Annotated in this window: 9 protein-coding genes; 8 read left to right on the top strand and 1 reads right to left on the bottom strand. The window is 72.1% G+C overall.

Features of this window, described 5'->3' with window-relative positions; all coding sequences use genetic code 11:
- Positions 1-34: 34 nt before the first annotated feature.
- The 3 genes from QF030_RS15535 to QF030_RS15525 all read left to right on the top strand — a co-directional run bounded on the left by QF030_RS15535 (position 35) and on the right by QF030_RS15525 (position 1,844).
- Positions 35-280 (top strand): hypothetical protein, encoded by a 246-nt coding sequence (locus QF030_RS15535; RefSeq protein ID WP_307163272.1) that lies wholly within the window; start codon positions 35-37, stop codon positions 278-280.
- A gap of 66 nt (positions 281-346) precedes the next feature.
- Positions 347-1,336, top strand: a complete 990-nt coding sequence (gene holA, locus QF030_RS15530) for a DNA polymerase III subunit delta (protein ID WP_307163271.1) — start codon at positions 347-349, stop codon at positions 1,334-1,336.
- A gap of 112 nt (positions 1,337-1,448) precedes the next feature.
- Positions 1,449-1,844, top strand: coding sequence for a nuclear transport factor 2 family protein (locus QF030_RS15525; protein WP_307163270.1), 396 nt, complete (start codon positions 1,449-1,451; stop codon positions 1,842-1,844).
- 314 nt (positions 1,845-2,158) lie between these two features.
- Here QF030_RS15525 and rpsT read toward each other — a convergent pair whose 3' ends face one another.
- Positions 2,159-2,425 carry a 30S ribosomal protein S20 gene (gene rpsT / locus QF030_RS15520; protein WP_020127768.1) on the bottom strand — a complete coding sequence of 89 codons (267 nt, stop codon included), beginning with the start codon at positions 2,423-2,425 and terminating at the stop codon, positions 2,159-2,161.
- Positions 2,426-2,693: 268 nt separating this feature from the next.
- Here rpsT and lepA point away from each other — a divergent pair, with 268 nt between their 5' ends.
- The 5 genes from lepA (at position 2,694) to hemW (ending at position 11,732) form a co-directional block, all read left to right on the top strand.
- On the top strand, positions 2,694-4,562 hold the full coding sequence (gene lepA, locus QF030_RS15515) for a translation elongation factor 4 (protein WP_307163269.1): 1,869 nt from the start codon (positions 2,694-2,696) through the stop codon (positions 4,560-4,562).
- A gap of 247 nt (positions 4,563-4,809) precedes the next feature.
- Positions 4,810-6,684, top strand: a complete 1,875-nt coding sequence (locus QF030_RS15510; RefSeq protein WP_307163268.1) for an AMP-dependent synthetase/ligase — start codon at positions 4,810-4,812, stop codon at positions 6,682-6,684.
- A 224-nt stretch (positions 6,685-6,908) separates the two neighbouring features.
- A complete protein-coding gene (locus QF030_RS15505) occupies positions 6,909-8,960 on the top strand; it encodes a SpoIIE family protein phosphatase (RefSeq protein WP_307163267.1) in 2,052 nt (683 codons plus the stop codon).
- Between the two features lie 238 nt (positions 8,961-9,198).
- Complete coding sequence (locus tag QF030_RS15500; RefSeq protein ID WP_307163266.1) at positions 9,199-10,290, top strand: Dyp-type peroxidase; 1,092 nt, start codon at positions 9,199-9,201, stop codon at positions 10,288-10,290.
- 209 nt (positions 10,291-10,499) lie between these two features.
- Positions 10,500-11,732, top strand: coding sequence for a radical SAM family heme chaperone HemW (gene hemW, locus QF030_RS15495; protein ID WP_307163265.1), 1,233 nt, complete (start codon positions 10,500-10,502; stop codon positions 11,730-11,732).
- The last annotated feature ends 226 nt before the right edge of the window (positions 11,733-11,958 follow it).

The following is an 11,958-nucleotide window of genomic DNA, read 5'->3' as shown; positions in this document are numbered from 1 at the left end:
GCACTGTCCCCCGAGCATGTCGGAAGATGGTGCGGTGAGTGACGTGAGACATGTGCTGGTGCTGCCCGATCGCGATGCCGCGGAGGAGGTGGCCCAGGCGCTCGGGGAGCGGTTCGGGGTGCGCGAGGAGCCGAGGGTCGTCAGGGACGCGCTGGCGGGGGAGGACGACGCGGAGGACGCGCAGTGGCTCGTCCTGTTGCGGGACGAGGAGGAACGCCTCGACGCGGCGGCGCTGGACGGGTTCGCGGGGGAGTGGGAGGGCTGGCGGGAGGAGCCGTGACCGTGATCCATCGGTGGCTCGTCGGCGGGGGCCGGGGTGTCAGTGGCTCGTGGGATGCTTTCGGTGATGGCCAAGAAGACTGCGAATGACGATCCTCTCGCCCCGGTGACGCTTGCCGTGGGCCAGGAGGACCTCCTGCTCGACCGTGCCGTGCAGGAGGTGGTGGCCGCCGCCAGGGCCGCCGACGCCGATACGGACGTGCGCGACCTGACCTCGGACCAGGTGCAGCCCGGCACGCTCGCCGAGCTGACCAGCCCCTCGCTCTTCGCGGAACGCAAGGTGGTGGTCGTACGCAACGCGCATGATCTGTCCGCCGACACGGTCAAGGACGTGAAGGCGTATCTGGGGGCACCCGCCGAGGAGATCACGCTGGTGCTGCTGCACGCCGGCGGAGTCAAGGGCAAGGGGCTGCTGGACGCCGCGCGCAAGGCGGGGGCGCGGGAGGTGGCCTGTCCGAAGATGACCAAGCCGGCGGACCGGCTGGCCTTCGTGCGGCAGGAGTTCCGGGCGACCGGCCGGTCGGCCACCCCCGAGGCGTGCCAGGCGCTCGTCGACTCCATCGGCAGCGATTTGCGGGAGCTGGCCTCGGCCGTGTCCCAGCTGGTCGCCGATGTCGAAGGGACCATCGACGAGGCCGTCGTCGGGCGGTACTACACCGGGCGGGCCGAGGCCTCGAGCTTCACCGTCGCCGACCGGGCGGTGGAGGGGCGTGCGGCCGAGGCGCTGGAGGCACTGCGCTGGTCGCTGTCGACCGGGGTCGCGCCGGTGCTGATCACCAGTGCGCTGGCCCAGGGGGTGCGCGCCATCGGCAAGCTGTCCTCGGCGCGCGGTGGCCGGCCGGCCGATCTCGCGCGCGAGCTGGGCATGCCGCCCTGGAAGATCGACCGGGTGCGCCAGCAGATGCGGGGCTGGACACCGGACGGCGTGGCCGCCGCGCTGCGGGCCGTCGCCGACGCAGACGCGGGAGTGAAGGGCGGCGGTGACGACCCCGGGTACGCCCTCGAGAAGGCCGTCGTCGCCGTGGCGCGGGCGGCGCGGTCCGGGGGACGCGGATAGCCGCCTCGCCCAGGTGGCACCGGGGTGATCCAGTAGCCGTTCCCCCGCCGGGGAGGAGAATCGGGGGGTACCAGCCGCACATCGCCGACGGATGCGAAAGGTGGCGATCGACATGGCTGAACACCCGCACGCGGAGCTCGTCCGCAAGGGGTACGAAGCCTTCGGCCGCGGAGACATGGACGCCCTGCGCGGGTTGATGACGGGGGACTGTACACACCACGTACCCGGTTCCCACATGCTCGCCGGGGACTTCAAGGGCCTCGACGCGGTCATGGACATGTACGGCAGGCTGTTCTCGGAGACGGGCGGGTCGTTGCGCGTCGACCTGCGCACCGTGCTCGTCGACGGCCGGGGGCACGCCGTCTCCCTGCACCGGATCACCGCCGAGCGCAACGGCAAGCACATGGACGAGACCGGGGGCATCGTCTTCCGGATCGTCGGTGACAAGATCAGTGATCTCGACGAGTGCGTCGAGGACATCGACGCGAGCAACGAGTTCTGGTCCTGACGCGGCCCGGTCCCGGCGTACGGCTCGGCACGAGGCCCCGGCGTAAGGCTCGGCACGAGGCCCCGGCGTAAGGCTCGGCCCGGGTTCCGGCGTACGGATCGGTCCCGGGTCCCGGCGTACGGATGGATCCGGGCAGACCGAAGGCCCCCGCATCCGCCCTGGGGAAGGGCGAGGCGGGGGCCTTCGGTTCGAGCTTTCAGCTGCTGGATCGCGCCCGCGTGGCGAACGCAGGCCGCGCGCGATCCGTGGGTGCCGGTCGGGGGCGGATGAGAGAGGGCCCGCCCTGGTCCTTCCGGCGATCAGATCTGAGGGGTTCAGCCCTTGAGGGTCTCGACCTTGGAAGCAAGCGCCGACTTCTTGTTGGCGGCCTGGTTCTTGTGGATGACGCCCTTCGAGACGGCCTTGTCGAGCTGACGCGCGGCAGCGCGCTGGTACTCGGTGGCCTTCTCGACGTCACCCGCGGCAGCAGCCTCACGGGCCTTGCGGATCGCGGTCTTCAGGGAGGACTTGACGGCCTTGTTGCGCAGCCGAGCCTTCTCGTTGGTCTTGATCCGCTTGATCTGGGACTTGATGTTCGCCACGAATGAGCCTTTGCAGGTTCAGGCACGGGCCCGTACGGGTCCCGTACCGATGATTTTCCGAGATCCCCGGAGTTTCCCGACAGGTGTCGTCCGAGAGGTTCTCCGAGGAGAAGTGCCTCGTGCCGAGAGGGCAAGAGACACAGCTGCCCAGACTACCAGTGGCTCCCCGAGTGGCCCAAACCGGTCCCTGGTCGCCACCCGTGGGACCATGGAACCTACGTATCGATCCGACCCGAGGCACAAGGCGCCTCAAGAGACAGGACCCTGCGTGCCCGCGATCCCTGACAATGTGCCCGAGCCGAGCCGTACCGCCCCGGCTCTGATCCGTAATTTCTGCATCATCGCGCACATCGACCACGGCAAGTCCACGCTCGCCGACCGCATGCTCCAGCTGACCGGAGTGGTCGATCAGCGGCAGATGCGTGCTCAGTACCTCGACCGCATGGACATCGAGCGTGAGCGCGGCATCACGATCAAGTCCCAGGCGGTCCGACTGCCCTGGGCCCCGACCGAGCAGCCGGGCAAGACCCACATCCTCAACATGATCGACACCCCCGGGCACGTGGACTTCACGTACGAGGTGTCCCGGTCGCTGGCCGCCTGTGAGGGGACCGTCCTCCTGGTCGACGCCGCCCAGGGCATCGAGGCCCAGACTCTCGCCAACCTCTACCTGGCGATGGAGAACGACCTCAAGATCATCCCCGTACTGAACAAGATCGACCTTCCGGCCGCCCAGCCCGAGAAGTTCTCCGAGGAGCTCGCCAACCTCATCGGCTGCGACCCGGACGACGTGCTCAAGGTCTCCGCCAAGACCGGCCTCGGTGTCGAGGCGCTGCTGGACCGGGTCGTGGCCGATGTGCCGGCCCCGATCGGCATCCAGGACGCGCCCGCGCGCGCCATGATCTTCGACTCGGTCTACGACTCCTACCGCGGTGTCGTGACGTACGTGCGTGTCATCGACGGTCAGCTCAACAAGCGTGAGCGGATCCGCATGATGTCCACCGGCGCGACGCACGAGCTGCTGGAGATCGGCGTCTCGTCCCCCGAGATGAAGTCGGCCGACGGCCTCGGTGTCGGTGAGGTCGGCTATCTGATCACCGGTGTGAAGGACGTCCGCCAGTCCAAGGTCGGTGACACGATCACCACCCTGCACAAGGGGGCCACCGAGGCGCTCGGCGGCTACAAGGACCCGAAGCCGATGGTCTTCTCGGGTCTGTATCCGCTGGACGGCTCCGACTACCCCGAGCTGCGCGACGCCCTCGACAAGCTGCAGCTCAACGACGCCGCGCTGGTGTACGAGCCGGAGACCTCCGCCGCCCTCGGCTTCGGCTTCCGCGTCGGCTTCCTCGGTCTGCTGCACCTCGACGTGATCCGTGAGCGGCTGGAGCGCGAGTTCGGGCTCGACCTCATCGCCACCGCGCCCAACGTGGTCTACCGCGTGGTCATGGAGGACGGCGCCGAGCACACGGTCACCAACCCGAGCGAGTTCCCCGAGGGGAAGATCGACGAGGTGTACGAGCCCGTCGTACGCGCCACGATCCTCGCGCCCTCCGAGTTCATCGGGTCGATCATGGAGCTGTGCCAGACCCGGCGCGGCACCCTGCTCGGCATGGACTACCTCTCCGAGGACCGGGTCGAGATCCGCTACACGCTCCCGCTCGCGGAGATCGTCTTCGACTTCTTCGACCAGCTGAAGTCCAAGACGCGCGGTTACGCCTCGCTGGACTACGAGCCCACCGGCGAGCAGGCCTCCAGCCTGGTCAAGGTCGACATCCTGCTGCACGGCGACAAGGTGGACGCCTTCTCGGCGGTCACCCACAAGGACGCGGCGTACGCGTACGGCGTACGACTGGTCGCCAAGCTGCGCGAGCTCATCCCGCGGCAGGCCTTCGAGGTGCCCATCCAGGCGGCCATCGGCTCCCGGGTGATCGCCCGCGAGACCATCCGCGCCATCCGCAAGGACGTCCTCGCCAAGTGCTACGGCGGTGACATCTCCCGTAAGCGGAAGCTGCTGGAGAAGCAGAAGGAAGGCAAGAAGCGGATGAAGATGGTGGGTTCCGTGGAGGTTCCGCAGGAGGCCTTCATCGCCGTCCTGAGCAGTGACGAGAACGCGGGATCGGGCAAGGGCAAGAAATAGCCACGATCTTCGCCGGTTTCCAGGGCCCGTCGCGCGACAGCGCGGCGGGCCCTGTGGCCTTATTCAGGAGAAAGTGACTGCCCGGAGCCCCTTACGTGCTGGCCAGTCGCCCTCTACTCTGATCCCTGCTCGGTAGTTACTCGTGAGTTAAACAACAGCCGCCGTCAACAACCGCCGCTGTCAACAACCGCCGCGTCGAACGACGCCGCAATGAGCCAGCCGCATCGTCGCGGGCCCGGAGGATGTCGTGAGCGACACACAGACACTGATCGAGAACCGTCCGCCGTCCGTCGCGGGCCTCTTCCTGGAGCGCGTGGCGTCCACGCCCGACGCCGAGGCCTATCGGTACCCGGTACCGGCCGCGGCCGGCGAGGGACCCGACGACTGGAAGTCCCTGACCTGGGCGCAGGCCGCGGAACGGGTCTACGCGATCGCGGCCGGTCTGATCGAGCTGGGCGTGCGGGCCGAGGAGCGCGTCGCGCTCGCCGCCTCCACCCGGCTCGAGTGGATCCTCGCCGACCTCGGCATCATGTGCGCCGGGGCCGCCACGACCACCGTGTACCCGCAGACCAACGCCGACGAGTCGGCGTTCATCCTCGCGGACTCCGAGTCCAAGGTGCTGATCGCCGAGGACGCGGCCCAGCTCGCCAAGGCCGTCGAGAAGCGCGCCGAACTTCCCGCCCTCACCCATGTGGTCGTGATCGACCCGGCCGGTGTCGAGACCGCCGACTGGATCCTCACCCTCGACGAGCTGGAGAAGCGCGGCGCCGCCCGGCTGGAGAAGGAGGCCGAGCTGATCAAGGAGCGGGTCGGCGCGATCACGAAGGACCAGCTCGCCACCCTGATCTACACCTCCGGCACCACCGGCCGGCCCAAGGGCGTCCGCCTGCCGCACGACAACTGGTCGTACATGGCGAAGGCGATCGCCGCGACCGGCCTGGTCGGCCCCGACGACGTGCAGTACCTGTGGCTGCCGCTCGCGCACGTCTTCGGCAAGGTGCTCACCTCCGGCCAGATCGAGGTCGGGCACGTCACCGCCGTCGACGGCCGCGTCGACAAGATCATCGAGAACCTGCCGGTCGTCCAGCCGACGTACATGGCCGCCGTGCCGCGCATCTTCGAGAAGGTCTACAACGGGGTCGCCGCCAAGGCCCGCGCCGGCGGCGGAGCCAAGTTCAAGATCTTCCAGTGGGCCGCCGAGGTCTCCCGCGAGTACGCCAAGGCCGCCCAGGACAACTTCCGGCGCACCGGCACCGCCGCCGTCCCCTTCGGGCTCGGCGCCAAGCACAAGGTCGCCGACGCGCTCGTCTACGCCAAGATCCGCGAGGCCTTCGGCGGCAACCTGCGCGCGTGTGTCTCCGGGTCGGCGGCGCTCGCACCGGAGATCGGCTACTTCTTCGCCGGCGCCGGCATCCACATCCTCGAGGGCTACGGCCTGACGGAGTCCTCCGCGGCCTCCTTCGTCAACCCCGGTGAGGCCTACCGCACCGGCACGGTCGGCAAGCCGCTGCCCGGCACGGAGGTGCGGATCGCCGACGACGGCGAGATCCTGCTGCGCGGCCCCGGCATCATGGAGGGCTACCACGGGCTCCCCGAGAAGACCGCCGAGGTCCTGGAGGCCGACGGCTGGTTCCACACCGGCGACATCGGCGAGCTGTCGCCCGACGGGTACCTGCGCATCACCGACCGCAAGAAGGACCTCATCAAGACGTCCGGCGGCAAGTACATCGCGCCCGCCGAGGTCGAGGGACAGTTCAAGGCGGTGTGCCCGTACGTCTCCAACATCCTCGTGCACGGCGCCGACCGGAACTTCTGCACGGCACTCATCGCGCTCGACGAGCCGTCGCTCCTCGACTGGGCGAAGGACAACGGGCTGGCCGGAAAGTCGTACGCGGACGTCGTCGCCGCGCCCGTCACCGTGGAGCTCATCGAGGGCTACGTCAAGCAGCTCAACGAGGGTCTCCAGCGCTGGCAGACCATCAAGAAGTTCCGGCTGCTGCCCCGGGACCTGGACGTCGAGCACGGCGAGATCACGCCGAGCCTGAAGCTGAAGCGGCCGGTCGTGGAGCGGGAGTACAAGCACCTCATCGACGAGATGTACGCCGGATCGCGCGAGGCGTAGCACGGGAGCGCGGGGGCGCGACGGCGCGGAGCACAGCGCGCGGCGCGCGGCCGGGGCGGAGTCCGAATGCTCGGATTCCGCCCCTCAACCGCGCTTCATCGAGCACGAGCGGACAGCCGCGTAGCACGGTTCTCACTCAGGACGGCGCACTTCGGTAACCCAGCGCTCATGGCCGGGACCGGTCTGTCACCCTGTGGGCATCCGATCCGCCCGGGGAGCTGCGCATGGGGGCCATTCCGACGCAACGGGAGACCGCGTCCCGTGCCCAGGGCGCGCCCGCGCACCCGAGTACGCACTCGGTCGTGCTCCCGCACATCCGCGCCACCCTGAACGGCAGTCCCCTCGCGCCCGGCGCCGCCCGCGAACTGGCGCGCACCGCGCTGACCGAGTGGGCCGCTCTCGGCCTGCTCGGCGCCGAGGAGGCCGGGGGGCCCGGCGAGCGCCTGACGGGGGACACCACGCTCGTCGTCAGCGAGCTCGTCACGAACGCCGTCGTGCACGCCGGCACGGACGTCGAGGTGTCCTGCCGCCTGGAGGAGGATCCCGAGCGCGCCGAGAGCCCCGAACACCCCGGGCATCCGGAGCCGCCCGGTGGCTGCCGTGCGGTCGTCGTCGAGGTCTCCGACCACCACCCCTCCCGCGCCCCACGCGACGGCACCGCGGAACCGTCGTACGGGACGGCGGAGTACGGCCGCGGTCTGCGTCTGGTCGCCGCGCTCGCCGACGCCTGGGGCGTGACGTACCGCAGGGGGACGAAGACGGTCTGGGCCCGGCTGCTGCCGACGGCCCACGAGTCCTCCGACGCGGGCTTCCCCGGCCACGACGACCAGCCGCATCCCGGCCACGGACACGACCTGCCCGGCCGGTCGGGACACCTCGGCTGCTTCGGCCACGCCGGGAGCGCGGCCCACCCCGACCACCCGCTCGGCTCCGCCCCGGCTCTCCTCGAGGCACTGGCCCCGGTTCCGCAACCCGCCGGGTCACGGGACCGCGACTGGCTCAACCGCGGTGCGCTCTCCTTCCTCGCCGAGGCGTCCGACCTGCTCGCCGGGCAGCTCGACGAGGACCTGGTGGCCGCGCTGACCGGCCAGCTGCTCGTGCCGCGGCTCGCCGACTGGTGCGCGGTGTGGCTCGAGGACGAGGTGAGCGGACGGGGTGAGTGGGCGGGAGGCCCCGGGCCGCGGCTGGCCAGGGTCTGGCACGGCTGTGAGAACCGCGTCGAGGAACTGCGCCGGGCCCTGGAGAAGGATCCGCCGTGTCCGCCCGACGGCGGTCCCCGCTCCGGGCCCGAGCCCTTCGCATGGCCGGGCGCGGCGCTCGGCCCGCACGGCACCGCCCTCGCCTACCGGCTGATCGCCGGCGGCCGGCCGCTCGGCACCCTGGTCATCGGGCAGGCCGGGCGGCCGGCCTTCGCCGACGAGGTCACCGGGCTGGTCGAGGATCTCGGCCGCCGGGTGGCGCTCGCGATCGGAGCGGCCCGTCAGTACGCCCGCCAGGCCACCATCAGCGCCGTCCTCCAACGGGGGTTGCTGCCCGGCGCGGTCGCCGAGATCCCCGGGGTGCGCAGCGCCCTCGTCTACGAGCCGCGCGAACAGGGCGGGCCGAGCGGCGACTTCTACGACCTGTTCCCGGCGGGCGACGGCCGCTGGTGCTTCGCGGTGGGCGATGTGCAGGGCAAGGGGCCGGAGGCGGCCGTCGTCATCGGCCTCGCCCGGCCCTGGCTGCGGCTGCTGGCCCGCGAGGGCTATGGCGTGGCGGACGTCCTGGACCGGCTCAACCAGCTCCTTCTCGACGACGCGACCGAGGCCGCCGACGCCGCCGCCCGCGCCTTCGTCGGCCCCGCCGGGCCGGGCGACGGGCCGCAGACCCGCTTCCTGTCGCTCCTGTACGGCGAGCTGGCCCCCTTCGAGGGAGGGGTCCGCTGCACCCTCGCCTCCGCCGGGCACCCGTTGCCGCTGCTGCTCGGGCCGGACGGCTCGGTCGCCACGGGCGGACGTCCGCAGACCCTGCTCGGGGTCATCGAGGACGTGACGTACACCAGCGACAGCCTGGAGCTGCGGCCCGGCGACAGCCTGCTGTGCGTCACCGACGGCGTCACGGAACGGCGGTCGGGCCTTCGCCAGTTCGACGACGAGGACGGTCTCGCCGTCGCGCTGGCGGGCTGCGTCGGGCTCGACGCGGAGTTGATCGCGGAGCGGATCCGGCGGCTGGTGCACGAGTTCGGCGAGCAACCGCCGGAGGACGACCTGGCCCTGCTGGTACTCCAGGCGGAGTAGCCCCGCACCTACCGGCTGCCGGGTCGCACCGCGACGTCGGCCTTCCGCTTGGGGCGGGGCCTCCCCGGGGGCCGTCTTGGGGCCGGGGGCGGTGCTCCTGGCCCCGCAGGGGGCCTCCCGCCCAGGGGCTCGTCGTCGGGGTGGGCTGGAGGGAGCGGAGCGGCCAGGCGGGGGCTGGGGGCGTCGGGTGGGGCGGGGGAAACCGGGGGGTCGGGTTTGCGGATGTATCGTCCGGTTCGTGCCTGAGGCGACGAATGCCGTATCCGAAGCGCCCACACGCCGGCGCGTCCTGATCGCCGGCGCGGGGGTCGGGTTGACCGTGACCGCCTGTGCCCGCGACGCCGATCCGCCCGAGGACGCCCGTGGGCCCGGCTTCCACGGCCCGCGCCAGGCCGGGGTGACGACCCCGAGGCAGGCCACCGTGCTGCTCCTGGCGTACGACCTCGACCCCGCCCTGCGCGGCGCGGCGGGCGCGCGTGCGCTGAAGGCAGTGCTCGGGGCCTGGACGCACGCCCTCGCCGAGACGCTGGGGTCGGACAGCTCGCGCGCCGCCCGCCTCACCGCGACCCTCGGGATCGGCCCCGCCCTCCCGGCGCGTCTGGGCCTGCGGGCCCCGGCCGCCCTGCGGAACCTGCCCGCCTTCACCGGTGACCGCCTCGACGCCGACCGCTGCGGCGGCGATCTGCTGGTGCAGCTCTGCGCCGACAGCGCCGACGCGACCGAGGGGATCGCCGCGACCCTGACCCGGCTGGCCGGGGAGACCCTGTATCCGCGCTGGCGGCAGGACGGCTTTCTGCCGCCGTCTCCCGACGGCGACACCACCCCGCGCAATCTGCTCGGCTTCAAGGACGGGCCCGCCAACCCCACCCCCGAGGAGTGCGAGCGCTGGGTGTGGTCGGGCAACGCCACCTACCTCGTCGTACGACGAGTCCGTCTGCGCATCGAGGACTTCGCGCGGCTCGCCGTGCACCGCCAGGAGGAGATCATCGGCCGCAGCCGCTCGACCGGTGGTCCGCTGGACGGTGGTCGGTCGGCCGCAGGGCCCGAGGCCGCCGCCCCGCCGCGCTCCCATGTCCGGGCCGTGAGCCCCCGCCTCGATTCGGGGGCCCGGATGCTGCGTCGCGGTTACTCCTACGCCGACGGGCCCGCCGACCAGGGCCTGCTGTTCCTCGCGTTCATGCGGGACCCGGCGCTGTTCGTACGGGTGCAGCGCCGGATGGCGGCTCAGGACGAGCTGAGCGGATTCACCGAGGCGCGGGGCTCGGCGGTGGCGTACGTCCTGCCGGGCGCGCGCACGGGACGGCCACTGGGAGCGGACCTCCTGGACTGAACGCCGGCCCGGCGTCCGTCGCCCGGCGTCCGTCGCCCGTCGCCCGTCGCCCGGCGTGCGGCGTGCGGCGTGCGGACTCCGGCGTCCGGTGGGCGGCGTCCGTCGTCCGTATCCGTACCGAGGCCGGTGGGGTGGGCCGGACGCCGGTGTTCCGGGTGGGGGTGGCCGGGGATCCCGGGTAGGCGTGGACGTACGGGACAATGGGCGACATGCCTTCCGCACTTCCCGACGGTGAACCGGTTCCCGACGACGGCGCGCTTCCCGCGCACGCGCTCGCCGGCGCCGCCGACCGCCCCCTCGGGTTCTATCTGCATGTGCCGTACTGCGCGACCCGCTGCGGCTACTGCGACTTCAACACCTACACCGCCACCGAGCTGCGCGGCACCGGCGGGGTGCTCGCCTCCCGCGAGAACTACGCCGACACCCTGATCGACGAGGTCCGCCTGGCCCGCAAGGTTCTCGGCGACGACCCGCGCGAGGTCCGCACGGTCTTCGTCGGCGGGGGCACGCCCACCCTGCTGGCCGCCTCCGACCTCGTACGGATGCTGGCCGCGATCCGCGACGAGTTCGGGCTGGCGGCGGACGCGGAGGTGACGACCGAGGCGAACCCGGAGTCCGTCGACCCCGCCTACCTGGCCACGCTCCGCCAGGGCGGCTTCAACCGGATCTCCTTCGGCATGCAGAGCGCCCGGCAGCACGTGCTGAAGGTGCTCGACCGCACGCACACCCCCGGCCGCCCCGAGCGTTGTGTGGCGGAGGCGCGGGCGGCGGGCTTCGACCACGTCAACCTGGACCTGATCTACGGCACCCCGGGCGAGTCGGACGACGACTGGCGGGCCTCGCTTGACGCCGCCCTGGGCGCCGGCCCCGACCATGTCTCGGCGTACGCCCTGATCGTCGAGGAGGGCACCCAGCTCGCCCGCCGGATCCGCCGGGGCGAGGTCCCGATGACCGACGACGACGTCCACGCCGACCGCTACCTGATCGCCGAGGAGACTCTCGCCGCGGCGGGCTACGAGTGGTACGAGGTGTCCAACTGGGCCACCTCCGAGGCGGCCCGCTGCCTGCACAACGAGCTGTACTGGCGCGGCGCCGACTGGTGGGGCGCGGGCCCGGGAGCGCACTCGCACGTGGGCGGCGTCCGCTGGTGGAACGTCAAGCACCCGGGTGCGTACGCGGCGGCGCTCGCGGCGGGGCGGTCGCCGGGTGCCGGACGGGAGCTGCTGCCGGCCGAGGACCGCCGGGTGGAGCGGATCCTGCTGGAGCTGCGGCTGCGGGAGGGCGTACCGCTGGACCTGCTGCGGCCGGACGGGCTCGCGGCGTCGCGCAGGGCCCTGGCCGACGGGCTGCTCGACAGGGGCCCCTACGACGAGGGGCGGGCCGTGCTCACCCTGCGCGGGCGACTGCTGGCGGACGCGGTGGTGCGGGACCTGGTGGACTGAGCGGGGAGCGGGGAGCGGGGAGCGGGGAGCGGGGAGCGGGGAGCCGGGGAGCCGGGGCCGGAGGGCGGGTAGCGGAGCCGGAAGCCGGGGCCGGGATGCCGGAGAGCCGGAGCCGGAAGCCGGGGCCGGAGGGCGGGAAGCCGCAAGCTGGGGCCGGGATGCCGGAGAGCCGGAAGTCAGGGCCGGCGGGCGGGGCCGGAGGGCGGGAAGCCGGAGCCGGAAGCCG

Origin of the sequence: Streptomyces rishiriensis, from assembly GCF_030815485.1 — a bacterium.
Lineage (GTDB): Bacteria > Actinomycetota > Actinomycetes > Streptomycetales > Streptomycetaceae > Streptomyces > Streptomyces rishiriensis_A.
Note: the sequence above shows the minus strand (reverse complement) of the source record. Positions and strands in the feature narration are given on the sequence as shown.

Coding starts and splice junctions, on each gene's coding strand:
- holA (WP_307163271.1), top strand. CDS start 347: ATGGCCAAGAAGACTGCGAATGACGATCCTCTCGCCCCGGTGACGCTT.
- QF030_RS15525 (WP_307163270.1), top strand. CDS start 1,449: ATGGCTGAACACCCGCACGCGGAGCTCGTCCGCAAGGGGTACGAAGCC.
- QF030_RS15505 (WP_307163267.1), top strand. CDS start 6,909: ATGGGGGCCATTCCGACGCAACGGGAGACCGCGTCCCGTGCCCAGGGC.
- hemW (WP_307163265.1), top strand. CDS start 10,500: ATGCCTTCCGCACTTCCCGACGGTGAACCGGTTCCCGACGACGGCGCG.